Source organism: Curvibacter microcysteis (assembly GCF_028649455.1).
Classification (GTDB): Bacteria; Pseudomonadota; Gammaproteobacteria; order Burkholderiales; family Burkholderiaceae_C; genus Curvibacter; species Curvibacter microcysteis.
Genome location: NZ_JAQSIO010000002.1, coordinates 299,525 through 324,086, shown reverse-complemented (window position 1 = coordinate 324,086; position 24,562 = coordinate 299,525). Strand labels below are relative to the sequence as shown.

Genomic DNA, 24,562 nt, shown 5'->3' with positions numbered 1-24,562 from the left:
ATGATCGAGTGCATTGATCGCATGGAAATACAAGGGCTCTCGCGGGCCTGCCTGGCTGGTTTTCGGCAGTTCGGCGGCCGCTCTCTTTTTTTCATGAGGGCCAAGGCAGTCCCCATGGGCTTGATTGGAGATTGATCGCATTTTGGCCCTGTGCAGTGGCACATCCCCTGCAATGAAGAAGGCAGGCACCCAGCCAACGCGCCGGGTGTCTGCCCACCAACCCTTCATGGAGCAGCCACATGCCAAAAGTCACCCAACCCGCCCATCAAAAAGGCGATTTCCTTGTCGACTACGAAGAAAAAGTCTTTGAAGACGTCAAGGCCGCACCGGGCGAAAAAGCCCTGGTGACCTTTCACACCGTCGCCTTCGAAGGCTCGATCGGCTTCGTCAACCTGCTGCAAGCCACCCGCCTGCTGCGCAAGGGCTTTGAGACCTCGGTGCTGCTGTATGGCCCCGGCGTCACGCTGGGCCTGCAGCGCGGCTTCCCGACCCTGGGCGATGAGGCCTTCCCGGGTCACCAGAACCACAACAACCAACTGATCAAGTTCATGGCCGAAGGGGGCAAGGTCTATGCCTGCCGCTTCGCGCTGCAAGCCTTGTATGGCCATGGTGAAGGTTCGCTGATCCCAGGCATTCGCCCCATCAGCCCGCTTGACGTGCTCGACATCAAGCTGCTGCACCGCAAGGAAGGTGCCTTGATCATCGACACCTGGACGGTCTAAGGCGAGTGGGGAACATCACCATGACCCAAGCTCGAACCGTCCGTGCCGCCGCCGTCCAGATCGCGCCCGATCTGGAGACCCCCACCGGAACGCTGGACCGGGTCTGCAATGCCATTGATGAGGCCGCCCGCCAGGGGGCCGAGCTGGTGGTGTTCCCCGAAACCTTTGTCCCGTACTACCCCTACTTCTCCTTCGTCCTGCCCCCTTGCCAGCAGGGTGCCCCGCACCTGCAACTGCATGAGCGCGCCGTGGTGGTGCCAGGCCCGGTGACCCAGGCCGTGGCCGAGCGCGCCCGCGCCCGGGGCGTGGTCGTGGTGCTGGGGGTGAATGAGCGCGACCACGGCAGCCTCTACAACACGCAACTGATTTTCGACGCCGACGGCGCCTTGAAGCTCAAGCGCCGCAAGATCACCCCCACCTACCACGAGCGCATGGTCTGGGGCCAAGGCGATGCGCAGGGTCTGCGGGTGGTGGACACCGCCGTGGGCCGTGTCGGCGCCCTGGCCTGCTGGGAGCACTACAACCCGCTGGCCCGCTATGCGCTGATGACCGAGCACGAAGAGATCCACTGTGCGCAGTTCCCGGGCTCGCTGGTGGGCCCCATCTTTGCCGACCAGATGGGCGTGACCATCCGCCACCACGCGCTGGAGTCGGGCTGCTTTGTGGTCAATGCCACGGGCTGGCTGACCGATGCGCAGATCGAGTCCGTCACCCCGGATGTGAGCCTGCAACGCGCCCTGCGCGGCGGCTGCCACACCGCCATCGTGTCGCCCGAAGGCAAGTACCTGGCCGAACCCCTGACCGAGGGCGAGGGCATGGTGATCGCCGACCTGGACCTGGCCCTGGTCACCAAGCGCAAGCGAATGATGGATTCGGTGGGCCACTACGCGCGCCCCGAGCTGCTGAGCCTGGCCATCAACCGGCGCCCCGCGCAGACCCATTTCGAGATGCCGGGTGCCGACCCGGCACCTGCCGCCACAGCCGCTGCGACGGCACCCGACACCCCCTTTTCTCAGGAGTGAACGCCATGAGCCCCCAAGCCGCTTTGATGCCTGCGCCGGACACCCGGCACCTGATGAGTGAACTGCAATCGCTGGGTCTGCGCCTGGTCGACACCACGGCTGGCGTGGCCAGCCGACGCGGCGGTGCCGGCCCGTCGGACCACAAAGCGGTGACGGTGGATGGCCACACCATCATGGTGCCGGTCCACACCTCCACCGCCTGGTCCTCGCCCTTTGTGGCCCAGGCCCCCGATGCCCAGGGCCGCAGCGTGATCACCCGCGATGCGATTCCGATCGCCAGCATCAGCTTCCCCAAGCAGCCGCGTTTTTATGCGCTGCAAACCCTGGACGGCGTGCCGTACTCGCACATCGCCACCCTGCATGGGTCCGATGTGTTGGCGACCACCGTGCTGCAGACCTGCATCCGCTACGAAAGCCGCAAGAAAACCTGCCAGTTCTGCGCCATCGGACAATCCCTGGCGGCGGGCCGCACCATCGAGCGCAAGACGCCCCAGCAACTTGCTGAGGTGGCCCGCATGGCGGTGCTGCTCGACGGCGTGAAGCACATGGTGCTGACCACAGGCACCCCCAATGCCACCGACCGAGGGGCTGCGATCCTGTGTGAAAGCGCCCAGGCCATCCAGGCCGCCGTGAACCTGCCCATCCAAGGCCAGTGCGAACCGCCCGATGACGACGCCTGGTTCGCCCGCATGAAGGCCGCCGGCATCGACACCCTGGGCATGCACCTGGAGGCGGTCACCCCCAGCGTGCGCGAACGCATCATGCCGGGCAAGGCTTCGGTGCCGATCTCGCGCTACCTCAGCGCGTTTGAGGCCGCCGTGCAGGTCTTTGGCCGGGGCCAGGTCAGCAGCTACATCCTGGCGGGCCTGGGCGACAGCCGCGAGGCCATCCTCGACATGAGCGCCCGCCTGGTCGAACTGGGGGTCTACCCCTTCGTCGTGCCTTTTGTGCCCATCAGCGGCACGCCGCTGGAGAGCCACCCCGCGCCCAGCCCCGAATTCATGCGCTCGGTGCTGGAGCCCTTGGGCCGCCTCGTCAGCGGGGCCGGCCTGCGCTCGACCGACATCAAGGCCGGTTGCGGCAAATGCGGCGCCTGCTCGTCGATGTCGGTGTACGAGTCCTGAGCCCCCCCCACCTCACCACCGCTTCCGGAGTCCCCCATGAACCGCGAGACCCTCTCTTCCCCTGCGGCACGCCCAATCCAGGGCTGGCCCGCCTTTTACGTGCGTGAGGCCGTGCTCGATGAAGAAATCGAACAGGCCCTGGCCCTGCGCCGAGCGGTGTTCTGCGAGGAGCAGGGCATTTTTGAAGGCAGCGACCGGGACGCGATCGACCTGCACGCCCGCCTGCTCATCGCCGCCGGAAGCCAACTGGGATCCTCCCCATCCAGCGTGCTGGGCACGGTCCGCATCCACGAGGCCTCGCCGGGCCTGTGGTGGGGCTCCCGGCTGGCCGTGCAGCGCACCATGCGCCGCCAAGCCAAGCTGGGCGCACAGCTCATCCGGCTGGCCGTCTGCACCGCCCATGGCCTGGGTTGCGAGACCTTCCTGGCCCATGTGCAGGTGCAAAACGTGCCCCTGTTCGAGAAGCTGCACTGGCGCTCACTGGACACCTCCTTGGCACATGGCCGCGAGCACCACCTGATGCAGGCAGACCTGGCCCACTACCCGCCTTGCCATGACCCCTTGATGGGCTTTTTTGTCGACGCAGGCGTTCAACCATGAGCGAATTGATGGCCTTGGTGACCGCGCTGCGAGACAGCCGCGGCTTTGCCCACAAACGCGACATCAGCGATGTGGTGAACTGCTTTGACGACCTCTTCCCACAAGGCGTGACCCAGATGGACCAGGCCGTGCCCTTGGGCGACGATGCTGCGGCGCTGCCGGATGGCCATGGCGCTTACCAACTGCTGGCCATCGAAGGCCTGGTGGAAGACTTCATCACCCGCATGCCCTGGTTTGCCGGCTACAGCAGCGTGATGGTCAACATCAGCGACATCTACGCCATGGGCGGGCGCCCCACGGCGGTGGTCAATGCGCTGTGGGGCCAGGGGGCTGGCGCCGAGACCCAGAAGATGCTGGCCGGCATGGCGGCCGCCTCGCAGCGCTACGGCGTGCCCATGGTGGGCGGGCACAGCAACCTGCGGTCGGAACACCCTCAACTGGCGGTCTCCATCCTGGGCCAGGCCAAGCGCTTGCTCAGCAGTTTCAAGGCCCGCGCGGGCGACCGTTTGCTGATGGCCGTGGACCTGCGCGGCCAGTGGCAAGAACCCTTTCCCTACTGGAACGCGTCGACAGAAGCCCCCGCCGAGCGTTTGCGGGCAGACCTGGAATTGCTGCCCGAGATCGCCGAGGCCGGCCTGTGCGAGGCCGCCAAGGACATCAGCATGGCAGGGACCCTGGGCACCACGCTGATGCTGCTGGAGTGCTCTGGGGTGGGCGCTGTGGTGGACCTGGACGCGGTTCCCAAGCCCGAGGGCGTGCCGCTGTTGCGGTGGCTGACGGCCTTCCCCAGCTACGGCTTCATCCTCAGCGTGCGGCCCGAGCATGTGAACGCCGTGCAGCGACGCTTTGAGGCCCGGGGGCTGGCCTGCGCGGACGTGGGGGAAGTCAAAGCCGTGCGTCAGCTGATCGTGCAACAAGGCCATGAGTGGGCCCTGCTGTGGAATTTGGCCACCCAGGCTTTCATCCAGGGCAGCCGGGGACGTGGCCTCGAAGTCGGGAGCCCGGCGTGAGCCGCGATGCGTTGCGCATTGCCTTGCTGACGCACTCCACCAACCCGCGTGGCGGGGTGGTGCATTGCCTCGAGCTGGCGGACGCACTCATGGCCCAGGGCCATGCGGTCACGGTGCATGCGCCCGGCGTGCCGGGCCAACCCCTGTTCCGCGCCTGCCGCGCAGCCGTGCGGATCTTGCCCGTGCCGGGTTCGGGTCGCAGCCTGCGCGAGGTGGTGCAGGCGCGCATCCACAGCTTTGTGCAGGGCTTGTCAGAGGCCGGGCGGGCTGAGTTCGATGTGTTCCATGCGCATGACGGCATCGGGGCCAATGCCTTGCTGGCCTTGCGGCGGCAGGGACTGGTGGGCGCTTATGTGCGCACCGTGCACCATGTGGACGCGGGCTTCGGTGACCCGGTGGTAGACGCCTGGGAAACCCAAAGCATCTGCCAGGCCAACCGCCTGGTCTGCGTCAGTGAGTCGTGGGCGCCCAAGCTGCGCGAGCGTTTTCAGCGCGACGCCCAGGTCATCCACAACGGTGTGGACCTGCGCCGCTTCAGCGCCGTGCCGACGCCCCGCGATGCCGATCTGGCCCGGCGCCTGGGCTTGGGCCCCGGCCCGGTCTACCTGATGGTTGGGGGCATTGAGGCCCGCAAGAACACCGTGGGCGCGCTGCAGGCCTTCATCCAACTGCGGGCCCGCGTGCCGACGGCGCAGTTGCTGATCGCAGGCGGCGCCAGCCTGCTGGACCACAGCCCCTACCGGCAGCGCTTTGAACAGCTGCTGGCCCAGTCCAATCTGCCCACAGGGCCTGGCCAGCCGGTGGTGCTGACGGGCGTGCTGGCCGATGCCGACATGCCCGCCTTGTACCGCCTGGCCACGGCCTTGTTGTTCCCGTCCCTCCTGGAGGGCTTTGGCCTGGCCATCGTCGAGGCCATGGCCAGCGGGCGGCCCGTCATCGTCTCCAGGCAAGCGCCTTTCACCGATTTTCTGGGGCCGGACGATGCCTTGTGGGTGGACCCGCACTCGGCGCCGTCCATGGCGGAAGCCTTGCTGCAGGTGCTGTTCCAGGGCACAGCCCGTGCGCTCAGTGAGCGCGGTTGGCAGCTCGCCCACCGCTTTGATTGGGCGGCGGCGGCGCGGGCCCACGCCGAGCTGTATGCCGGGCTGGCGCAGGACGCCCCCAGGCCCCCTTTCCAACCCACTTTTTGCTGAGGAGATTCCCATGCCTGAGATGTTTTTCACCGTGCGGTGGCCCGATGGCGCCCAGGAGCGCTGCTACTCCCCCTCGCTGGTCATCACCGACCACCTGGCCGTGGGCGCGGACTACGCGCTGGGCGATTTCGTGGCCCGCTGCGATGCGGCCTTGAGTGAGGCCTCGGAGCGCGTGCAGCAAAAGTACGGCTACTTCTGCTCCAGCGCGATCGACCAACTGGGCCAGATCAAACACCGCGCCCAGGCCTTTGAGGCAGACGCTTCGCCCCGTGTGCAGGTGCTGGCCTTCACCCCCGGATCCCGTTGATTTTTTCCAAGGAGTTCAACCCCATGTCCACGCTTTTCAACAACCAAGAACACCTGCTTGAGGAAAAAGACTACCCCGTGGTGGTGGTCGGTGGCGGCCAGGCAGGTTTGTCGGTCAGCTACTACCTCAAGCAACACGGCATCGAGCACATCGTGCTGGAAAAGAAGTTCGTCGCCCATTCCTGGGCCAAAGACCGCTGGGACACCTTCTGCCTGGTGACCCCGAACTGGCAGTGCCGCTTGCCTGACTTCCCGTACGCCGGCGATGACCCCGAGGGCTTCATGCTCAAGGACCAGATCGTCGAGTACGTGCAGGCCTTCGCGCTGAAGACCCGCCCACCGGTGGTGGAAGGGGTCAGCGTGAACCAGGTCACCCGACAAAAGAATGGCGACTTGCTGGTGGCCACCAGCGCGGGTGATTTCAGCACCCGCCATGTCATTGTGGCCACGGGGGGTTACGACATGCCCATCATTCCGCCTTACGCCGAGCGCCTGCCCAAGCGCATCAAGCAAATCCATTCGGTGGACTACCGCAACCCCGAGTCCCTGCCCGACGGCGAGGTGCTGGTGGTGGGCACCGGGCAATCCGGCGTGCAACTGATGGAAGACCTGCACCTGGCGGGCCGCAAGGTGCACCTGTGCGTGGGCCCGGCCCCCCGCTCCCCGCGCGTGTACCGAGGGCGCGAGTCCACGGCCTGGCTGATGGACATGGGGGTGTATGGGCTCACCATCGACCGCCACCCCCTGGGCGACCGGGCCCGGGAACGCACCAACCACTACATGACGGGGCGCGACGGCGGCCATGAAATCGACCTGCGCCAGTTCGCCCGACAAGGGGTGAAGCTGTACGGCAGCGTGGCCGACATCGAGGGCAGCACCTTGCGGTTTCTGCCGGACCTGGAGAAGAACCTCGATGACGCCGATGAGGTCTACGTCGGGATTCGCAAAGACATTGACCGTCACATCGCGGCCCAGGGAATCGACGCCCCCATCGAGCCAGAGTTCGTCAAGGTCTGGCGCCCGGAACAGGAGGTGCTGAGCCTGGATGCCGAGGCGGCAGGCATCACCACCATCATCTGGGCCATTGGCTTCCGACCCGACTACCGTTGGATCGAGCTGCCCGCCTTCGACGGCCGCGGGCACCCGAAATACGACCGAGGGGTGTCCAACGTGCTGGGCCTGTACTTCTTGGGCCTGCCCTGGCTCAACACCTGGGGATCGGGCCGCTTCCTCGGCATTGCGGAGGACGCGGCGCATTTGGCGGATGTCATCGCCAAAAGGGAGCAGGCGGCCGCGGCCACTTCGCCGCAGCCAGCCTTGGAAGAGGCGCTCAGCTGAAGCCCCCCTGGCCCGCGCGCCTGGGGTCGAGTCCCCTCCGGAAGGGGGCAGCCCCTGGCGGCGCTGGGTGCGTCAAGGCAGGTAGGTGTAGCTGAGTTGCAGCACGGTCAGGCCGGGGTTGGGCGACTTGATGCCCGCATTCGAGTAATGCGACAGCCGAAGGCTGATGCGGTGCTGCGCAGTGACCTGATAGCCCACCCCCAGGTGGTCCCCAAACTGGAAGGCGGTGCTGATGGCATCGTCTGCAAAATGGGTGTGGCGAAACACACTGGCACCGATGCCGGCCTCCAAGAAAAGTCCCGGCAGGCTGGCGGGCCCGTAGCGCACAAGCGGCGTCACGCTGACTTGCCAAACCGACGCCGGCGCCCTGTCGCCGTGGGCAGCCCAGCGAGCCGCGCCCAGCTCGGTGACCGCCGACCAGCGCCCTTCTCGGGCCTCGCCCGCCGAGCCCCACCAGGGTGCTGTTTCCCAACTGAGGCCCGCGCGCGAGGCGTTGCGTCCGTTGCCCAGTTGCACGCTGTAGCCCCCAGGGGACGCGGCGGCACCCTCTTGCGCGATGGCCGTGGCGCCCGCGAACAAGCCCCCCGTCACGGTCAACACACCTTGTGCAACGAAGAGCAGCCCTCGGGCTCCAGGCCAGGGCCTGCACAGTGGGTGGGATGGGGGAGCAGGCATGCGCCAGCCTAAGCCCCGGCTTCGCGCGGGTCGGTACGCTGCCGTACCAAGACCATCATCGCCCCGAGGGAGGACGCTGAACGCTGTGGGCGATGGTGCGGTGGCAGACGGTCTGAAGCAGCCACGGGTCGCCACAATGCGCTGCAGCCTGACCGAATCAGCGCGCAGTCCAGGCACCTCAGGAGCCCATCATGAAGTCCGCCTCCATGGCCTTGTTGGCCGCCACCAGCTGGGTGCTGAGCGCCTGTGGCGACACCGCGCGACTCACCGTGGCGGACGGCACAGGCCCTCATCCCCGATGGGTCGCTCCCCACCCCACGCTGATCCCCACCGTGAACATCGCCCCCGTCAGGGCTTGGCCTCCAGACAGGAGGCCACAGGCCGCAGAGGGCACACGCGTGGTGGCTTTTGCCCAAGGCCTGGACCACCCACGCTGGCTGCTGGTGCTGCCCAACGGCGACGTCTTGGTGGCCGAGACCAATGCCCCAGAACGCCCCGACGACAGCCCTGGTCTGAAGGGCGCCGTCGCCCGCCTGGTGATGAAGCTTGCCGGGGCCGCGACCCCCTCGGCCAACCGCATCACCTTGCTGCGAGACCGCCGTGGCGACGGGGTGGCAGATGAGCGGCACGTGCTCCTGAGCGGTCTTACCTCGCCCTTTGGGATGGTGCTGGTAGGCCAGGACCTCTATGTGGCCAACACGGATGCGATCCTGCGATTTCCCTACAAGCCTGGTCAAACGCGGATCAGCGAACCCGGAATCGTCGTGACCCCACTGCCCGCCGGCCGCATCAACCACCACTGGACCAAGAACCTGCTGGCCAGCGCAGATGGCCGCAAGCTGTATGTGACGGTGGGGTCCAACAGCAATGTGGCCGAGAACGGCCTGGCCGTCGAAGCCGAGCGCGCGGCCATCTGGGAGGTGGACACCGTCAGCGGCGCACACCGCGTCTTCGCCAGTGGCCTGCGCAATCCCGTGGGTCTGGCCTGGGCCAGCGATGGCGTGCTGTGGACGGTGGTCAATGAACGCGATGAGCTCGGCAGCGATTTGGTGCCCGACTATTTGAGCTCCGTGCAGGACGGCGGCTATTACGGCTGGCCTTACAGCTACTTTGGATCGCACGTGGACGAGCGGGTGCAGCCCCCCAACCCAGAACGGGTGGCCAGCGCCCTGGTGCCTGACTACGCCTTGGGGCCGCACACCGCCTCCCTGGGGCTGGCGGCGTCGCAGGGCAACCGTTTGCCCAGCCGTTTTGCACAGGGCATGTTCATCGGCCAGCACGGGTCATGGAACCGACGGCCCCACAGTGGCTATCAGGTGATTTTTGTGCCTTTCGATGGCGCCCACCCCTCAGGCGCCCCGCCACTGGCCGTGCTGACTGGCTTTCTGGATGGCGAAGGTGGGGCGCACGGGCGACCCGTGGGGGTGGCGATTGACCGTCAAGGCGATCTGCTGGTCGCAGACGATGTGGGCAACGTGGTTTGGCGGGTCAGTTCTGCAGACCCACTTGCACGGCCCTCTGACCGCGCCAGAGAACCGCTTGGTGCGGTGGTGCAGGAGTGGATGGGCAAGCCCAGCGCAGTGCGACCCGCCCCAGGCCGAGCCCGTGACCAGGCCAGCCGGGGTCCCGAATGAAAGCCAAGCTGGCCGTGAGCGCCTTCATCGCCCCCCCAGGCAAGACCATCGACTTGAAGAAATGGCCGACCCGGGTGCCCGACATCTGCCGCAGCAAAACGGCCTACGAGGACCTGATGGAGTCGCAGGTGGCGGGACTGAGCCGATTGCAGGACCTGTTGTACGCGTCCAACCAATTCGCGGTGCTGCTGATCTTTCAGGCCCTGGACGCAGCCGGCAAGGACAGTGCCATCCGACATGTGATGTCGGGCGTCAACCCTCAGGGCTGTCAAGTCTTCAGCTTCAAACACCCCAGCGAGGCTGAATTGCAGCATGACTTCCTGTGGCGGACCACCCGCGATTTGCCGGAGCGCGGCCGCATCGGGATCTTCAACCGCTCCTACTATGAAGAGGTGCTGATCGCGCGCGTTCACCCGGAGATCTTGCGCAGCGAAGGCGTGCCGAGCCTGGCTGCGCCTGAGGACAAGACCTGGCGCCACCGCTACCAATCGATCACCAACCTGGAACGTCATCTGGACCGCAATGGCCTGAAGATCCTGAAATTCTTCCTGCATATTTCGCCTGAGGAGCAGCGACGGCGGCTCTTGGAGCGCATCGATCAGCCCGAGAAAAACTGGAAATTCAGCGCTGCCGATGTGCAAGAGCGGGCCTATTGGAAGCCCTACATGAAGGCTTACGGTCAGTGCATCACCGCCACCAGCAGCCACCAGGCCCCTTGGCACATCGTGCCGGCTGACGAAAAGAAAACGACCCACTTGATCGTCTCGCGCATCGTGCTGAACCTGCTGGAGTCACTGCCGATGCAGTACCCCAAAGTGAGCGCCCAAAGGTCACAGGAATTGCAGGCCCTGAGGGCACTGCTTGAGCGAGACGGCCGATCGGGGGCGGCTTTGACAGGCCATGGTCAGCCCAAGAAACCGTAGGAACCGAGGAGGCCCCAAGCCAGCCAAGCTGCTGGATGGACGAGCTGCCGATTGGCAGCCGAAAGGGCACATCAGCCCGGCGTAGAACGCAAAAAACAAAAAACCCGCTGCCTTTCGACAGCGGGTTTTTGATTTATCAGTTGGGGTGGCTGATGGGGCTCGAACCCACTCGGCCATGATTTTAAAGAAACGCACAGAAGCTAAGTGCTTGATTTCATTGGAAATTGGTTCTGCTAGATTCTGTCGGATGTTGGCATTCTTCCCTTGGTTTAACCCAGGAAACCCGATGGGCTGATTTCAATGCTGTATAAATCCACAGCATGAACGACAGCGAATGGATCAGCATTCAGCAACTCGGCAGGTGCCCCGTGAGAACCTGCGATGACTGCGCATGGCTCATCGGGATCAAAGAACCCGCAGCCCACTGGAGGTACAGCGCTTGCGTCCCTCGTGGGTTTATGCGGGTAGGCCCGGCTGATGGGTGCTCGGCTTGGATGCCACGGGTGGCAAGCGATGAGGTCAGCCGGGAGGGGTGAGGGCCATGCAAGCAGAAAGTTTAAAAATCATGCTTGCTTGGTTGTAGCGATCAAAATAAAATGCAAGCACAACAGTTTTAAGGATGCATGCATGAAAGATGATCAAAGCAAACCTTCCGGACGCGCCAAAGGTGGCTTGGCAAGGAAAGAGAGCCTGTCGCCAGAACGGCGATCAGAAATTGCTCGCAAGGCTGCTCTTGCTCGTCACACTGCAGCGCGCCCGCTTGAGGCCATCCGCAAAGGAAACTTCAAGGAGCAGTTTGGCTTCGATTCTGAGTGCTACGTGCTGAATGATGCAAAAAAGACAGCCGTCATGAGTCAGCGCGGAATAGCCGCAGCGCTCGGGTTGTCCTCATCAAGTGGAACGGCGCTGAAAAGCTTTGTTCAATCAAGATCTATATCGTCAACATCGGTGGGTGCCGATATCCTTGAAAAGCTAGCTAACCCATTGATTTTTAAGGATTCGACGGTGGGCGGCGGCATCGGGCAACCAAGGCCCGTTCACGGACTTGATGTCACTCTTTTGATGGACATCTGCAACGCAATCATTGAGGCAAAGATTGCTGGAACGCTAGCGCCATCCCAATTAAGGTTGGCTCAAAATGCCGCCATCCTGCTATCGGCATCGTCGAAAGCCGGCATTCAAGGGTTGGTTTATGCCTTGGCCGGCTATCGACCTGAAGTTGAAGAGGTCATTGAGGCATTCAAGGCCTTCGTCCAGGAAGAGGCGCGGAAGTACGAAAAGGAATTTCCGACAGAGCTTTACCTAGAGTGGGCTAGGCTCTATTCGATCACCGCACCGATTCGTGGGCGCTCATGGAAGCACCGACATCTCACCATTGACCATGTGTACTACCCACTTGCAAAAAGCAATGGAAGCTTGTTGGCCATGCTCAAAGAGTCAAGGGAAAGTGACGGCGGCGGCAAAAAGCTGTTCCAGTTCTTGAACGAGGTTGGAACCAGGGCGCTGCGCATGCATTTGGGGCGCGTTCTTGAAATGGCCGAGTCATCACAGACTCTGCACGAGTACGAAGCCAAGATTTCCGAACGCTTTGGTGGACAAAAACGATTAGATCTTGATTGATGCACCCGGGGCGGCGCTCATTTCCCCTTCTTCGCAGCCTCCTGCATCTCTTCCATCTTCTTCACTGACTCCACCGTTTGGGCAATCAGGCGCTCGCGGGCTTCGTCAATTCGCTTGAGCTTTTCGCGGTCACAATGGACGCAACATGATTTCAGAAGCCTTTGTTTGCCTCGTTGTGGCCATCTCTGACGGGGATACGATAAAAGCCCGTTGCGGTGAGCCAGGGGCCTATCAAGAGGTCAAAGTCCGCCTGGCGGAGATAGACGCACCAGAGAAGAGGCAGGCTTACGGCGAGGCAAGCAAGCGCACCTTGGCCGCACTGTGCGCCGGGGTCCAGGCCAAGATCACCCCCGAAACCACCGACCGCTACGGCAGGACTGTCGCTCATGTTGAGTGCCGTGGCCAGGATGCGAACACTGAGCAAGTTCGAGCTGGCATGGCCTGGGTCTACGACCGGTATGCCAAGAATCAATGGCTGTACACCGTGCAGGATGCAGCCAGGTTAGCAGGTCGGGGATTGTGGTCTGAGAAGGCGCCCATAGCACCGTGGGAGTTCAGGCACCCTAAACGCTAGCCAAGCGGCTTCCAGATAGGTGCGTCTGGAAGGGGGATCAGATGCCCCTGCCGATCTTGTCGCGCCTCGTATTGCTTTTGACGTTTGACCTGCCTGGGCTTGCGCTTGTCTTGGCGGTCATGTGCTGGGGTCGCTTGCTTCATTCCACATTCCTTGGTCTGATTGTTCGCCCCTCCAGAGCTGCGGGCTAGCGCTCGGTGATGCTGCACTTTGCAGCAAACGAGCTGACAGTTGGCATCCCACTGTTGTTTATCAGCTGCCTTGTGATGAACACCACCTCATCCTGTATGTGCAGTCCGTGCGTCCACATGGCGCCTGGAAGAATCACCGCCATGCTTACAAATCCCGGATGGTTTACCGCCACGGCGTCGTAATCGCTTTTCATTGACCCAGCCTTGGGGCCGCTGATGGCATAGATCCGCGCACTGTTCTCACCACGCCTCCAAACGTAGGTGAACCGGCCACACTTAAAGCCGGTCGGCTCTCGGCCTTCGGCAATTTCTTCCGCATTGAAGGTGCACCAGCAGTCATCACCGGGTTTGTGACGGCCGCAGTAATGCCCACTGGTGACAAGAACGCTCGGCGTGAACGTCGGGCGCTCGGGGTTACCGTTGTAGCCCCAGCGAGGACCAGGGCCCTCACCGATAGCGATTTGGTGGGCTTCATTGCAGCCGGGACACCAGAAGGCCAGGCGGCCACCCTCAAGGCTGCGAAGTTGCGGGGATATTTGGCTCATGGATTCTCCTAGTCATTGGTTGCGCGGCCATGCGTCAATCAGCGTTCGGACATCGCTGGCATGCCCGTCAGCCGCTGCCGCCAACCCTTGATAGCTGCGGCTGCACTCAGCGAGTAGCTCGCCAGTGGCAGTGGCGTACTCAAGGACGGCGGCGGGGGGAGCTGCGGCGAGGCGGCGGCCAGCGTCGGCGGTTTGCTCGCGCAGGCGCTCAGACTCAGCGCGAGCGCTGTCAGCGTCAGCACGCAGAGTCGCTTGGCGGGTTTGGGCTGCATTCAGGGCCTCCGTGTATTTGCGGGTGATCGACTGCTCTGCCGCGCGGGCAGTGGCCTGGGCCTGCAGTGCGGCGGTGGATTGATCCAGACGCAGCTCGGCCAGGGCTGCGCGGTGGCGGGCGTCCTCGAATGCCCAGGCGCCGGCAGCGGCCAGGGTGGCGGCGGCGAGGGATGTGATGAGGGTGAGGTTCATGGCGCCACCCCCTGCAGACACAGATCCCGCTCAACCGCCCGGCGCTTTGTCAGCCCCGGCAGCGCGACCAGCACGCCAGCCACGCGGGCGCGGTCCCAGCGCAGAAGTTGCTCACAAGCCTCGCGCAGGCGCCCGGCGGCCAGCAGACGCGCGGCGGTGGACCGGGTGCGATCGCACACGATGGTGGGCCCCAGGTTGTACGCGGCGTCAGCAAATGCCGCCGCAACTTGCACGGGCAGGCCGGGCACGCAGCGGTCCACCTGATCGACGGCCTCCAACATCTCGGCTGTGAGCAACTGGCGGCATTGCTCGGGCGTCGCGGTGTCGCCCAGGCGGACGCCCTTGGTGCTGCCGAAACAGATGGTGGGCACGCCCTGGGCGGGGTCGCGGTAGGCCAGCGTGCGCAGGCCTTCAGCGGGCGCTGCAATGGCCGTGGCCATGGCGACGATGATCAGCTTGCGCTTGTCGATCATCGGTGGCCCCCACCAGTCTTGAACACGATGATCGCGCCCCAGATCGCGGACGCGCACATGATGATGTAGCCGAGGGGCTTGGCCAGGCTGCCAATCATGTCGAACACGCGGAACGCACCTTTGAACGCCTGGAACATCTCCACCAATTCTGCGGTGTTCGTCTCTGTGCGCTTCGTCGACTCAGTGTTTTCAGCCAGGCCATCGGCCAGGCGTTGCATCGTCTCCGAGCCGTCAGCAAATCGGCGCTCGACGGACTCTTGCCAGTCGCGCACCGAGCGGCGACGCTCGGGGCCAACGTACTCAGGGGTTTGGATTTCAGGTGTGTCGGTCATAGCACCAGGCCGCACTGGGCGGGTTTGGGTTTCATGTGCGGGAGGGGTTAGGGCACTGCATTCACTCGCGTGAACAATTGCAGCGCTCGTTGTGCGTAGTAGCTGTACCCAGCATTTGTGCAGTGGTCGAGAGTCGAATCTCGGTACACATCACGATTTCCATCGCCAGCAGTCGCAGACGCATTACCGGTCCCAGTCAGCCAGCCCTGCGTTGATATTCTTTGCACGAACGGGTATGCAGATGTCGCCGCAGCAAACTCGGCCTCCAGTGCCGCATATGTTGCAGTTAAATCGGGCCGCACGTATTGCACGCCGAACGCATAGACACGAGCACGAGGAGCGGACGCGGCGATCTGAGAATAAAAACTCGTGATTGCCGCAGTGACCAGAGACCTGTTGACACCAGGCAACGCAGACGGCAAATCGTTTATTGATCCGCCCACAAAAATATCGTCCGGCGCAGCCACTAAAACCTCATCGTGCAGCCGCGCCGAAAAACTCCGCCTCCCCTGCCCGGCAGTGCCAGAAGCGTAATACCCAGTGCCCCCCTGTCCGCTGGGGATGATGTCGCAATACCCAGCCGCCAGGGCCAGCTTGTACGCCCAACCGTCAAGAGCATCACCCTGGTCCATGCTGCCCCATGAGTCAGTGACAAACGCGGCCCGGCGGCCCTTAGGTCGAGTGACTTTCCAGACTGTGTTTGTAGCAGAGCCGGGGGTAATTACATGCGGCCCCCAGGTGCTGAGGAACGTAATCACGCGGGGTTTTGCCGCCCCGAACGTCAGCACAATGTCGGTGGTGCCAGCCGTTGCTGAGTAAGCAGCGGTGCTAGTCGCGGCGAGCCTGCCATCAACCCAGACAAAGAATTTTTGTTTGCCCGAATCGACTCCGGCCCGAATCGTCAGCGATGAACCATCAAAACCGTATTCGTGGAAAAACGGCAGAGCACCCACGTACTGTGAAGTGCTAAGGCTTTTCATCTGTCCGAACCCGTTTGTGTTATCCGGTGCAACGCCCTGAGCAGACCCCCAGTAGGTAATGCGCGCGTCGGTCGCATAGATGCCAAGCGCCCCCCATCCCGACGATGCCGCATACGAAATCGTAGGGACATCCGTGCTCGGAGCAAGCAAATTCATTGACAACGGCGGGACATAACCCACCCCCAGCCCCGCCAACTGGGCCGAGAGCCCACCACCCCGACCCCACTGATTTGCCAATTTCGCAAATGTAGAAAGCAGCATCTCGCCTCCTCAAGAGTAGGACAGAGCCGTATAGGTCGCGGGGACCCAGGCCACATTGAATTCAGTCGACCCGTTCGCCCACAGCTGCTCACCCGAGCTGCTGACGCGGCAGATGCGCCAGACGGAGTCGCCGACCAGCGAGCCCGGCTTGGCATCGCCGTAGTACGCGTAGCCGGGGGTCGACGTGGCGTCCACGCGGCTGGATACCAGGGGGTCGGCGACCACTTCGGCATAGGTGCCATCGGCCTGGGCCTGCAGGTTTTTGCGCGTGAACGGATCAAGCACGCTGATTGTTTTGTCGGCCATTTATTGCTCCTCAGAGTTGCGACGCGCTCGCAAACAGCGCATCAATTTGTTCGTCGGTCAGGCTCAGCGCCTGGGCAATCGCGGCCACCAGGGGCCAGTCGCGGCGCACCTCGGTCGAGGTAGTCCAGTCGATCTGTGCCGCGCGGCGGGCTGTGTCGTCGGGGATGCTGGCAATGGCCAGGTCGGCGGCGTCCAGCAGGCCGGCGGCGAGCAAGGCCCGTTTGGCCTGGCGCATCGAGACGGACTGGGGGGCGGTGGGCGGAGTGGGCTCCACGGCCGTGAAAACTGGCTCCGGCCCGCTGAGGTCGCAGTGCTGGCCCAGCAGTTCAGGGCGCAGGGTGTCGAGGGGCACCATGTGCGCGGCATCGACCTCGCCAGCCAGCTGGGACACGGCGATCACGATGTCGGCGTCATTGAGTTGAGCGTAGATGGGCATCAGTAGTACTCCGTGATCTGGATGCCAACGGAGGACACCACCGTGCTGTTGGTAGCGTCGCGGGTGACCGTGAGCGTGGTGGAGTTGGTCAGCACCGGCATGCAGGTCTCGAACGACCCACCGCCGGGGGCGATCTTGGCGCCGATGTTTTCAAGGTGGCATTTGGCGGTGTTGACCGCTGAAATCGTGGCCGTGCCGGTGGTGCCCTGAAAAGACACGTAGGCGATCTGGCGGCTCTTGACCGGCCGCGCCCCTTCGGGCTGCCAATTCGTGCTATCGCTCGCCGGGTCGGTGGTGCCTGCGCCGTTGGTGCGGCGCAGGTAGAGCTGCTGGTCTGCCGGGCTGCGCACGACGAAATACTGCGGGTACGTGGTGCCGCTGATCCACAGGGGGACCTGGGCACCAGCCAAGGTTGAGAGGGCGGTGGGCATTACAGGGTGCTCCAGCGGTTGAGGGGGGCGAGGTAGATCAGGCGCGTGACGGACACGGTCTGGTCCAGGACGATGGCGTCGGTGATGCCGTCGATGGGAATGGGGTTCGCGGCGTTGACGGCGATCTGGTTGTCCCGGCGGCCGTTGGCGACCTTGACTTCCACCAAGTCGCCATCGTTCGGGTTTTGCGGCAATTGCTTGATGCACTGGCCTGAGTACGTGATGACGTTGAGCATTCCCAGCCCACCATTCGCTGCGCCGTACATGGTGCCGCCCGTGTCGGTGATGTAGCCCAGGGGCAGGCCTGTGCGCTGCGTCGGGAACCACACGGCGGGGTCGTCACGGGGGTCGGTGGTGGACACGCCCGAGCCCGCCTTGCGCCGGTAGTTGAGGCCGTTGGAGGGGGACCATACGACATTGCCAGCGCTGTAGCTGGCGCCACTGACCCACTGGGTGGCGTCCGACACCGCCTGGGCAGCAGCTTGCGCGGTCTGCGCAGCCTGGGCCGACAGCGCAGCAGCCTGGGCCTGGGCAGTGGCCAGGGAGACCTGGCTGTAGGCCTCGACCGCGTTGGCGTACACGTTGGCCATCATGGCTCGCCACTCGGCCACGCTGGTGTTTTTGAGCGTGTCGAATAGCGCCACGACACGGGCGTTGAATGTGCCCTGCACGTTCCGGTCCGGCGTGGCCGGCAGGTCGGTCAGGGTGGGTGGGGTTTGAACTGCCATCAGGCCATTCCTTTCACAGAACCAGAAAAAGTCGCCATCCCGAAAGAGTCGTAAGACATCGAGCCGGAGCCCAGGCCAAACACATTCAGGCCTTGGTAGCCAGTGGCGTCGGTGGCGATCCATGCGGCGGGCACATCGAGCACGCGCTGCACCAGGGCCAGGGCGTAGTCGGCCCGCTCCCTGGGCATGGCCACCTTGAATTGCATGTCGGTGGCGGCGCGGCGCTTGACGATCGACGTGTTGCCAAATTCATCGACTTTGATGTAGCTGAATGTCTGCGGGCTGGCCGAGGCGCCCTGTTGCGTGCCGCCCCAGGTGCTGCTGTCGACCATGGGCGTGAGCGAGCCCACGACGATCATCCCGATGCCTACGGGCTCGCCCGTGCCGCTGCTGACGGTGATGGTCAGCTCTGGGTCGGCGTAGGGGGTCAGGCCCTTTAGGAAAAACTTGGTCAGCGCGCGGCGGGGGCCAAAAGCCCAGTCCCACCAGTCGAGCGGGTCCTCTTCCAGCAGCACGGTGGCGCTTTTGACCACGGTGCCGCCGGGGGCGTCTTTGAGCGTGATCTGCAGCGTGGTGCCGGTCAGGCCATACAGCGCCACCGCGTCAAAGAAGCCAGGCCGCAACACAAACGACACGCTGGTGGTGGCCGTGGTTTGCGTGCTGATGTACGTGTCCATGGCCGCCCAGCGCGCCGTGGGACCTGCGTCCAGCCAGTGCGTGGGGTCGTTTTCAGGCGGGGTGCTGCCCGACACTGCTGCCACGCATTCGTAAATGCGGTGGGTGCTGGTGCGGATGCGGCGGTCGCCGATGGCGAAGGTGCCCGCAGCCCATGCCGTTTCGCCGGCGGCGGGCTCGGCTACTGTGCAGCTGGCCAGCATGCTGTCGGTGATCTGGAGGGGGATCAGGATGTTCATACGGTCCCCTTCACGCTCACGGTATTGACGACTTCAACAATCAGCGGCGTGCTTTGATTGCCCTCAACAGCATTGGCAGTGCGGCTGGAGCTGGCCCGCAGCTCCTGCACCTCAGCGATCAGCGCGGTCAGCAGCTGCGCCACTTGGCCATCGGACTGCAGCACACCATTGGCCGCTGGGTTGTACGCCTTGGGCACGATGGCTTCACCCTGGTGGATCATGGCCAGCATGTCCGACGGCACGTAGTTCGTGCCCACGGCAAATGCGGGGATGCCGGCGCTGGCGAACAGGCGTTGCATCTCGTCCTCATTCCAGCCGACAGCTTTGGCCAGGCGGGCCTGGGTGACGTTGTATTCCTTGGCGGTCTGGGCGATCTTGGCCAGACTGCCGGCCCGGTTGCTCAGGTCGTAGGTGGACAAGAAATAACCGCGGATTGACGCCAGGTTGGCTTCTTCGCCCGTGAGCGCCGTGGGCGCGCTACCTGAGCCCGGGCCAGCGCTGAAACCGCTACTGGAGCCGCCGCTGGTGGAGCCTGCACCACCGCCGCTGGCCGAGGCCGTGCCCGTGCCCGTGGCGGCGTTGACTTTGAGGATCGCGGCGCTCAGGTCTTTGATCGCATCAGCAACCGACAGGGTTGCCTTGTACGTGCCGTTGGAGATATCGAGCTGCTGTTTCCAATACGCCAGCGTGTCATCCAACTTGGAAAGCTGGTCGTTGGCCGCATCCAGCTGCTGCTGAGCGACCGACTTTTGCACACCGGCGATCGTCTGCAGATCAGCCAACTTGCCGGCCAGGATGAGTTGGGCGCGCTGCTGCTCAAACGCGCTGGCAAATGTGTTGCTGTCGCTGAGGCCATTGCGAGCCGCGGCGATGGCATCGGTCAGGGCTTGGCCCTCTGGCAGCGAGCCCGTGGCGCGGGCACCGGCCAGCGCCTGGTCGATGAACGCCAGCGCCTGGGCCTTGCCCTGCCCTTGCGTCGACGCCACGCTGTTGTACAGGTCGGCGACGTTGCTTTTCAGCGTTTCGTAGATGCTGCCAATCGTACTGACCGCCTCTTGGGCGATGGATGCGGTCTGCTGCAATGCCGTGCGCTGCTTGTTGATCGAGGCCTCCAGCGCGGAGTACGCGGCATCAGCAGCGGCGCGGGCGTCGGCAATGGCCCAAATGCGCTCTTGCAGGGCGCGGTTGCTTTCGTCCAGCTTGGCGAGCTCAGCAGCCCGCAGCGCGGCGGTGTTGCCCAGGGCCTGGTCCAGCTGGGTTTGCAGGCTGGCCCGCTCGGAGGCGACGGCAGTCGCCTTCTTTTGGGCTTGCACCTGGTCGAACAGCGCGCGGTTCGATTCGTCCAGAGCATTGCGCTGCTTGTCGAGCAACTGGGCGCTCGTCATCGTGAGCTGGTCGTATTCGTCCTGCAGCGTGGCGCGCTGAGACTTGACCTCAGCCGCTTTTTTCTCGGCTTGGATCTGGTCGAAGATCGCGCGGTTGCTCTCGTCCAAGGCAGCCCGCTGTTTGGCCAGCAGCTCGGCATTCGTCAGGGTCAGTTGGTCGAGTTGGTCTTGCAGGCCGGTGCGCTCGGCCTTGATGCTGGCGGCTTTCTTTTCGGCCTGGATCTGATCGAAGATCGCGCGATTCGACTCATCGAGCGCAGCGCGTTGCTTCTCCAGGAGTTGCGCATTTGTGAGCGTGAGCTGGTCCAGTTGGTCCTGCAAACCGGTGCGCTCCGCTTTGACGGACTGCGCTTTTTTCTCGGCCTGAATTTGGTCAAAAATCGCGCGGTTGGACTCATCCAGGGCCTCGCGCTGCTTCTTCAGCAGATCGGTGTTGGACATGGTCAGCTGGTCCAGCTGGTCCTGCAGATTGGTGCGCTCGCTCGAAATGTCGGAGGCGGTGCGCTTGGCTGCGCCCTCGGCTGCAGGCGTGACGCTGGCAAATGCTGCGCTGACGGCCATGAGGGCCGCGTACGCTTTGCGGCCGCTTTCGGTGTTCAGGTCCTGAGCCTCGACCAGGGCGCGGAATCCATCGCGGGTGGTGGGCAACTCCAGGCCGACCGACTTCAAAGAAGTCTTGATGTTGCCCAGGGTGTTGTCGGTTTGCTCGCTGGCCGAGTAGAAATTTTGGTAGTAGCTCTGGGCTTGGCTCGTGAGAGTGTCCAGTCCACCGGCCAGCTTGATCAACTCGGACGAGGCATCGAAACTCAATTTCTTGAGGTTCTGCAGCGGCAGCATGTCGGCCACTTGCTGCAGGGTCTGCACAGCCAAAATCTGGTTGTCGATGGACTTGAGCAGCGCGTCCACCTGCTCGGCGGTCATGCTTTCGACTTCCAGCAGCTTGCCGGCATCGTCCGTCAGCATGGTCTTGATGGTCGTCGGAATGTCCGTGGCAGCTTGCAGGGCCTGCACCACGCTTTGCTTCAGATCCAGCGTGAAATTGGCCATGGCGGTGGCCGCGTCGGGGCTTTGGGTGCTCCACTTTTCGTACAGCGTGCCGGCGGTGTTGTCGCCCTTGCCGGACTCGCCAAAGCCCACGCCACCGGTGAGCGAACCGCCAGCAAACACACCGCCGCGCCCCTTGCCAGAGGTCTCCAGCCCGGCCCAGTAGCCCGTGGTCTGGAACTTGGAGCCCAGGGCCGCCAGCGTTTTGTCGATGGTTTCAGCCGCGCCGGCCACCGCCTTGTTGATCACCGCGTCAGCCGTGGCACCCAGGCCATCGGCCTCCATGAGGTACGACTGGCCGTTGGTGACGCGCTGGCCGGTGCTGTTGTCCCGATTGAACTGCTGGCCGACGTACTGGTACGTTTCACCCCGGCGGTTGTTGGTGACCTGGCCACCGTAGGCCACGCCGTACTGGCCGCCGCTGCGCGACTCGCCGGCAAAGGCGCTGTCGATCAGCCCGCCCAAGAAATTGCCCAGGGTGGCGCCGATGGGCCCGCCCAGGTACGTGCCGATGGCCGCGCCCGCCGCCGCACCCCAGTTGCCCTTGAATGCCGAGATGGCTGCGCTGGCGTAGCCCAGGCCGTTGCCGAAGGTCTGCAGCGCGCTGGCGTTGCTGGCGGCCCAGTTGCCCAGGGACATCATGCCGTTGCCCAGGGACTCCAGGCCCATGCTGTAGACCTGGGCGCCCGTGCTGTACAGACCGGCCGCGCCGCTGGTGTACATGCCTGCGCCGCCACCACTGAGCAGGTTGGCGCCAGAGCTGACAGCGCCTGCGGCGTTCGCGGCGCTGCTGAAACCCATCGCGCCCGTGATCGTGGCCGCCACCGGATTGACGACAGCCGAGATGATCGGGCGCAAGACCAACGTCTTGAACATGTTGACGATGGTGTCGCGCAGGTTGGCGGCGAAGCCTTTCCCCGACTCAAAGCCTCGCATCAAGCTGTCGGTGATCGTGCGCTCAATGGATTCGGCGGTGCGCTTCCATTCATCAGCCGTGGCTTTGGCGGTGTCGAGCATGTCTTGCTTGACGGCCCCGTCGCGTTTCAGCTTGGCCAGCTCGCGGTATGCCTCGGCTTGCTGCTTTAGGGCGGTGTACGCCTGCTCATCCAGGTTCTTGTCCATGGCCTTGATAGCTTGCAGCTCGACGTCGGTGGCCAACATTTCCAGCTTGGCGGCATCCAGGCTTGCAATCGCCAGCTTGCTCAGGCCAAGGCGGTCGTTTTGCTCTTGCTGGGCCAGGGTGTCGGCTTTGAGCTTGTCCAGTCCTGCCGACAGTGAAGCCAGGTATTTCTCGCGGGCCTGGGCCGCCTCGAGGTTGCCCTTTGTCAAAGTCTTGGACGCGGTGACAGAAGCCTCGGATACGGCCAATTCATCAAGCGCCAGGCGCACCGCCTTCTCATGCGTCGCATTCAGCTTCAGGCGACCGGTCGCCAGATCCTCATCCAGCTTGATGCGCATGCGCTGGCTCTCAGTCAGGGCGACGCCGCCCTTAAGCTCAAGCTGATCCTCGGCGATCTTGGCGCGGATGCTGGCCATGAGGCCCTCATAGGCCCCCTGCTCCTGCTTCAATCCAGCGTTGGCGGCCTTGGTGACGCCAGTCTTTTTCAGCAGCTCTTCTTGCTGGTGCTTCAGGGCTTCGGTGTACTCATTGCCGACCAGCACGCCCGCCTGGTTCAGGCGGATCAGTTCAGCCATGTCCTTCAGGTAGCCATCAGGGACGCCCGATTGCTTCAGCCGGAAGGCGTTGGCGGCCTCCAGGTCCTTGGCACGCTGGGTGTTGTACTGCTCACGAGCTCGACCGCTGGCAGTGACGCCATCGTTCATGTTCGGGTCGACAGCGCTGGCGCCCATCAACTTGTCTTGCTCTGCTTTCGCGGCTTTCAGGGCCTTGACATACTCCTGAACCTGGAAGTACGAGCTTTGGATGTAGATGTTCTTGCTGGTGTCATCGCCGCGCGCCTGCAGCCGTGCCAGCTCTGCCTCTGCCTTTTTTGTCGCTGCGGCGTTGTCGTACATGTTGACGGTCGCGCGATCAGTCGCATCCATCAGTTTGCGCATGGTCGACGCGCCAGCAAACATCTGCCCAAAAAAGCCATCGCCATTTATCCTGGCGCGCTCCATTGCGACAGCAATTGCCTCAAGCGACCCAGCGCCACTGTTCAAACCATCGGAAAAGGCTTTGGATATCCCGCTATCGCCACCAGCCTGCTTCAGTCGTGTCCATGAGGTTTCAAAACGGTTGACTGCAGCGTCCAAGCGATCTGCCGCCTTCTCTGCGGCGCCGCCAAGATTTTTCTCTAGAGCCTTGCCGAACTTTGGCAAAAAGTCATCAGCAACGACCTGACCTTGCTCCAGCATCTTGCCCAGCTCTGCCGTGGTGACGCCCATGGCGCTGGCGGCCACTTGGAAGGCCCCAGGCAAACGCTCGCCGAGCTGGCCTCGCAGCTCTTCGGCCTGCACCGTACCCTTGCTGATCATCTGCTGCAGCGCCAACAGGACGCCGCTGGTGTCTTCAGCGCTCAGGCCCATGACGGCGCTGGCTTTTGCCACGCTCTCAAACACGGCCCGAGCCTTGTCGCCCTCGAGCGCCGTCCCCTTGGCAGCGGCCTGAAACTGACCGTAGGCCTTGGCGGTGCTGGAGAACTCCAGGCCAAGGCGGTAGGTTACGCCGCGCAGGTATTCGATTTCCTTGGCGCTCTTCCCGCCGGTCGAGAAGTCCAGCATGGTGCGCAAACGTTCCGCATTTGCGCTGGCGTCAAACATGGCCTTACCGGCCAATCCAGCGGCCACCGCTACAGCGGTAACGCCAGCGACGCCGCTGCCAATTTGCGTCAAGCTTGAAGTCCATGTCGCCGTCGCCTCGGTCGCGGCAACAGTTTTGGCTTTGTACGAGTCCAGCTGATCGAGAAGAGGCCGGAGGGCGTTTTTGTCCACGCCCTTGAAGTCCGCCATGGTCTCCCAATACTTGCGGCTGTCCTTGCTGCCAGCCTCAAGGGTGGAGATGTACCGCTGCAGGCTGCCCTGCATCGAGGCGGTGTCGCGCTGGATCTTGCGAGATGCCACCTCGCCGCCGTCACCCATGCTGGCCAGGCTCTTGCCGGCCTTGTCGCCAGAAGCCGCAACCGAGTCGCCAGCCGCCTTGGCGGATTCGCCCAGCTCACGCAAGGACCGCTTTGCTTTGCCGACGCCGGCCTCAACACCGGACGCATCTGCGCCGATCTTGATTTCGGTATTCAGGTCACTTGCCATGGGGCCCCACAAACAAAAAGGCCCACGGGATTAGCCGCGGGCCTCAGAAAAAAGAAAACCCGCCGAAGCGGGTTGTTTGCC

At 63.8% G+C, this 24,562-nt stretch carries 24 protein-coding genes; 12 read left to right on the top strand and 12 right to left on the bottom strand.

Annotated features, from left to right (window positions below; translation table 11 throughout):
* Positions 1 to 239: 239 nt before the first annotated feature.
* The 8 genes from PSQ39_RS06695 to PSQ39_RS06660 are packed head-to-tail and all read left to right on the top strand — an operon-like array spanning position 240 to position 7,315.
* Positions 240 to 722, top strand: a complete 483-nt coding sequence (locus tag PSQ39_RS06695) for an MSMEG_0572/Sll0783 family nitrogen starvation response protein (protein WP_027474024.1) — start codon at positions 240 to 242, stop codon at positions 720 to 722.
* A 20-nt stretch (positions 723 to 742) separates the two neighbouring features.
* Positions 743 to 1,744, top strand: a complete 1,002-nt coding sequence (locus tag PSQ39_RS06690; protein ID WP_273925930.1) for a Nit6803 family nitrilase — start codon at positions 743 to 745, stop codon at positions 1,742 to 1,744.
* A 53-nt stretch (positions 1,745 to 1,797) separates the two neighbouring features.
* Complete coding sequence (locus tag PSQ39_RS06685) at positions 1,798 to 2,868, top strand: MSMEG_0568 family radical SAM protein (protein ID WP_273926362.1); 1,071 nt, start codon at positions 1,798 to 1,800, stop codon at positions 2,866 to 2,868.
* A 36-nt stretch (positions 2,869 to 2,904) separates the two neighbouring features.
* Positions 2,905 to 3,468 carry an MSMEG_0567/Sll0786 family nitrogen starvation N-acetyltransferase gene (locus PSQ39_RS06680; protein WP_273925929.1) on the top strand — a complete coding sequence of 188 codons (564 nt, stop codon included), beginning with the start codon at positions 2,905 to 2,907 and terminating at the stop codon, positions 3,466 to 3,468.
* The gene (locus PSQ39_RS06675) at positions 3,465 to 4,478 is read left to right on the top strand and encodes a sll0787 family AIR synthase-like protein (protein ID WP_273925928.1); all 1,014 of its coding nucleotides are present in this window, start codon (positions 3,465 to 3,467) and stop codon (positions 4,476 to 4,478) included. The genes PSQ39_RS06680 and PSQ39_RS06675 overlap by 4 nt, the downstream gene beginning before the upstream one ends.
* Positions 4,475 to 5,671, top strand: a complete 1,197-nt coding sequence (locus PSQ39_RS06670; RefSeq protein ID WP_273925927.1) for an MSMEG_0565 family glycosyltransferase — start codon at positions 4,475 to 4,477, stop codon at positions 5,669 to 5,671. The genes PSQ39_RS06675 and PSQ39_RS06670 overlap by 4 nt, the downstream gene beginning before the upstream one ends.
* Before the next feature lie 10 nt (positions 5,672 to 5,681).
* Complete coding sequence (locus tag PSQ39_RS06665) at positions 5,682 to 5,978, top strand: MSMEG_0570 family nitrogen starvation response protein (protein ID WP_273925926.1); 297 nt, start codon at positions 5,682 to 5,684, stop codon at positions 5,976 to 5,978.
* Positions 5,979 to 6,001: 23 nt separating this feature from the next.
* Complete coding sequence (locus tag PSQ39_RS06660; protein WP_273925925.1) at positions 6,002 to 7,315, top strand: MSMEG_0569 family flavin-dependent oxidoreductase; 1,314 nt, start codon at positions 6,002 to 6,004, stop codon at positions 7,313 to 7,315.
* 72 nt (positions 7,316 to 7,387) lie between these two features.
* Here PSQ39_RS06660 and PSQ39_RS06655 read toward each other — a convergent pair whose 3' ends face one another.
* Complete coding sequence (locus tag PSQ39_RS06655; RefSeq protein ID WP_273925924.1) at positions 7,388 to 7,915, bottom strand: acyloxyacyl hydrolase; 528 nt, start codon at positions 7,913 to 7,915, stop codon at positions 7,388 to 7,390.
* Positions 7,916 to 8,181: 266 nt separating this feature from the next.
* On the opposite strand from PSQ39_RS06655, the gene PSQ39_RS06650 reads away from it, so the two are divergent.
* The 4 genes from PSQ39_RS06650 (at position 8,182) to PSQ39_RS06635 (ending at position 12,741) form a co-directional block, all read left to right on the top strand.
* A complete protein-coding gene (locus PSQ39_RS06650; protein ID WP_273925923.1) occupies positions 8,182 to 9,624 on the top strand; it encodes a PQQ-dependent sugar dehydrogenase in 1,443 nt (480 codons plus the stop codon).
* A complete protein-coding gene (locus PSQ39_RS06645; RefSeq protein ID WP_273925922.1) occupies positions 9,621 to 10,547 on the top strand; it encodes an ADP-polyphosphate phosphotransferase in 927 nt (308 codons plus the stop codon). The genes PSQ39_RS06650 and PSQ39_RS06645 overlap by 4 nt, the downstream gene beginning before the upstream one ends.
* Before the next feature lie 627 nt (positions 10,548 to 11,174).
* Complete coding sequence (locus tag PSQ39_RS06640; RefSeq protein ID WP_273925921.1) at positions 11,175 to 12,167, top strand: P63C domain-containing protein; 993 nt, start codon at positions 11,175 to 11,177, stop codon at positions 12,165 to 12,167.
* A 145-nt stretch (positions 12,168 to 12,312) separates the two neighbouring features.
* Positions 12,313 to 12,741 (top strand): thermonuclease family protein, encoded by a 429-nt coding sequence (locus PSQ39_RS06635; RefSeq protein WP_273925920.1) that lies wholly within the window; start codon positions 12,313 to 12,315, stop codon positions 12,739 to 12,741.
* A 187-nt stretch (positions 12,742 to 12,928) separates the two neighbouring features.
* Here PSQ39_RS06635 and PSQ39_RS06630 read toward each other — a convergent pair whose 3' ends face one another.
* From PSQ39_RS06630 to PSQ39_RS06580, 11 genes are read right to left on the bottom strand one after another with little or no spacing between them, the layout of a single operon-like run.
* A complete protein-coding gene (locus tag PSQ39_RS06630) occupies positions 12,929 to 13,477 on the bottom strand; it encodes a DUF6527 family protein (RefSeq protein WP_273925919.1) in 549 nt (182 codons plus the stop codon).
* Between the two features lie 12 nt (positions 13,478 to 13,489).
* Entirely contained in the window at positions 13,490 to 13,942 is a 453-nt protein-coding gene (locus tag PSQ39_RS06625; protein ID WP_273925918.1) for a hypothetical protein, read from the bottom strand.
* Entirely contained in the window at positions 13,939 to 14,415 is a 477-nt protein-coding gene (locus PSQ39_RS06620) for a glycoside hydrolase family protein (protein ID WP_273925917.1), read from the bottom strand. The genes PSQ39_RS06625 and PSQ39_RS06620 overlap by 4 nt, the downstream gene beginning before the upstream one ends.
* Positions 14,412 to 14,747, bottom strand: coding sequence for a hypothetical protein (locus PSQ39_RS06615; protein WP_273925916.1), 336 nt, complete (start codon positions 14,745 to 14,747; stop codon positions 14,412 to 14,414). The genes PSQ39_RS06620 and PSQ39_RS06615 overlap by 4 nt, the downstream gene beginning before the upstream one ends.
* A gap of 47 nt (positions 14,748 to 14,794) precedes the next feature.
* Complete coding sequence (locus PSQ39_RS06610; protein WP_273925915.1) at positions 14,795 to 15,988, bottom strand: hypothetical protein; 1,194 nt, start codon at positions 15,986 to 15,988, stop codon at positions 14,795 to 14,797.
* A 9-nt stretch (positions 15,989 to 15,997) separates the two neighbouring features.
* Positions 15,998 to 16,294, bottom strand: coding sequence for a hypothetical protein (locus PSQ39_RS06605; RefSeq protein WP_273925914.1), 297 nt, complete (start codon positions 16,292 to 16,294; stop codon positions 15,998 to 16,000).
* A gap of 10 nt (positions 16,295 to 16,304) precedes the next feature.
* Positions 16,305 to 16,730 (bottom strand): hypothetical protein, encoded by a 426-nt coding sequence (locus PSQ39_RS06600; RefSeq protein ID WP_273925913.1) that lies wholly within the window; start codon positions 16,728 to 16,730, stop codon positions 16,305 to 16,307.
* Positions 16,730 to 17,161: a hypothetical protein gene (locus PSQ39_RS06595; protein WP_273925912.1), complete on the bottom strand. Its 432-nt coding sequence runs from the start codon at positions 17,159 to 17,161 to the stop codon at positions 16,730 to 16,732. The genes PSQ39_RS06600 and PSQ39_RS06595 overlap by 1 nt, the downstream gene beginning before the upstream one ends.
* On the bottom strand, positions 17,161 to 17,889 hold the full coding sequence (locus tag PSQ39_RS06590) for a hypothetical protein (protein ID WP_273925911.1): 729 nt from the start codon (positions 17,887 to 17,889) through the stop codon (positions 17,161 to 17,163). The genes PSQ39_RS06595 and PSQ39_RS06590 overlap by 1 nt, the downstream gene beginning before the upstream one ends.
* Positions 17,889 to 18,803: a hypothetical protein gene (locus PSQ39_RS06585; protein ID WP_273925910.1), complete on the bottom strand. Its 915-nt coding sequence runs from the start codon at positions 18,801 to 18,803 to the stop codon at positions 17,889 to 17,891. The genes PSQ39_RS06590 and PSQ39_RS06585 overlap by 1 nt, the downstream gene beginning before the upstream one ends.
* The gene (locus tag PSQ39_RS06580; protein ID WP_273925909.1) at positions 18,800 to 24,481 is read right to left on the bottom strand and encodes a tape measure protein; all 5,682 of its coding nucleotides are present in this window, start codon (positions 24,479 to 24,481) and stop codon (positions 18,800 to 18,802) included. Before PSQ39_RS06580 ends, PSQ39_RS06585 begins: the two co-directional genes overlap by 4 nt.
* Positions 24,482 to 24,562 lie beyond the last annotated feature (81 nt).

Bases quoted from the DNA above. Each gene is read 5' to 3' on its own strand.
- PSQ39_RS06675 (WP_273925928.1), top strand. From the start codon at position 3,465: ATGAGCGAATTGATGGCCTTGGTGACCGCGCTGCGAGACAGCCGCGGC.
- PSQ39_RS06605 (WP_273925914.1), bottom strand. From the start codon at position 16,294: ATGGCCGACAAAACAATCAGCGTGCTTGATCCGTTCACGCGCAAAAAC.
- PSQ39_RS06625 (WP_273925918.1), bottom strand. From the start codon at position 13,942: ATGAACCTCACCCTCATCACATCCCTCGCCGCCGCCACCCTGGCCGCT.
- PSQ39_RS06615 (WP_273925916.1), bottom strand. From the start codon at position 14,747: ATGACCGACACACCTGAAATCCAAACCCCTGAGTACGTTGGCCCCGAG.
- PSQ39_RS06685 (WP_273926362.1), top strand. From the start codon at position 1,798: ATGAGTGAACTGCAATCGCTGGGTCTGCGCCTGGTCGACACCACGGCT.
- PSQ39_RS06650 (WP_273925923.1), top strand. From the start codon at position 8,182: ATGAAGTCCGCCTCCATGGCCTTGTTGGCCGCCACCAGCTGGGTGCTG.
- PSQ39_RS06665 (WP_273925926.1), top strand. From the start codon at position 5,682: ATGCCTGAGATGTTTTTCACCGTGCGGTGGCCCGATGGCGCCCAGGAG.
- PSQ39_RS06695 (WP_027474024.1), top strand. From the start codon at position 240: ATGCCAAAAGTCACCCAACCCGCCCATCAAAAAGGCGATTTCCTTGTC.
- PSQ39_RS06580 (WP_273925909.1), bottom strand. From the start codon at position 24,481: ATGGCAAGTGACCTGAATACCGAAATCAAGATCGGCGCAGATGCGTCC.
- PSQ39_RS06690 (WP_273925930.1), top strand. From the start codon at position 743: ATGACCCAAGCTCGAACCGTCCGTGCCGCCGCCGTCCAGATCGCGCCC.
- PSQ39_RS06635 (WP_273925920.1), top strand. From the start codon at position 12,313: ATGATTTCAGAAGCCTTTGTTTGCCTCGTTGTGGCCATCTCTGACGGG.
- PSQ39_RS06620 (WP_273925917.1), bottom strand. From the start codon at position 14,415: ATGATCGACAAGCGCAAGCTGATCATCGTCGCCATGGCCACGGCCATT.
- PSQ39_RS06660 (WP_273925925.1), top strand. From the start codon at position 6,002: ATGTCCACGCTTTTCAACAACCAAGAACACCTGCTTGAGGAAAAAGAC.
- PSQ39_RS06630 (WP_273925919.1), bottom strand. From the start codon at position 13,477: ATGAGCCAAATATCCCCGCAACTTCGCAGCCTTGAGGGTGGCCGCCTG.
- PSQ39_RS06645 (WP_273925922.1), top strand. From the start codon at position 9,621: ATGAAAGCCAAGCTGGCCGTGAGCGCCTTCATCGCCCCCCCAGGCAAG.
- PSQ39_RS06680 (WP_273925929.1), top strand. From the start codon at position 2,905: ATGAACCGCGAGACCCTCTCTTCCCCTGCGGCACGCCCAATCCAGGGC.
- PSQ39_RS06595 (WP_273925912.1), bottom strand. From the start codon at position 17,161: ATGCCCACCGCCCTCTCAACCTTGGCTGGTGCCCAGGTCCCCCTGTGG.
- PSQ39_RS06640 (WP_273925921.1), top strand. From the start codon at position 11,175: ATGAAAGATGATCAAAGCAAACCTTCCGGACGCGCCAAAGGTGGCTTG.
- PSQ39_RS06600 (WP_273925913.1), bottom strand. From the start codon at position 16,730: ATGCCCATCTACGCTCAACTCAATGACGCCGACATCGTGATCGCCGTG.
- PSQ39_RS06610 (WP_273925915.1), bottom strand. From the start codon at position 15,988: ATGCTGCTTTCTACATTTGCGAAATTGGCAAATCAGTGGGGTCGGGGT.
- PSQ39_RS06590 (WP_273925911.1), bottom strand. From the start codon at position 17,889: ATGGCAGTTCAAACCCCACCCACCCTGACCGACCTGCCGGCCACGCCG.
- PSQ39_RS06585 (WP_273925910.1), bottom strand. From the start codon at position 18,803: ATGAACATCCTGATCCCCCTCCAGATCACCGACAGCATGCTGGCCAGC.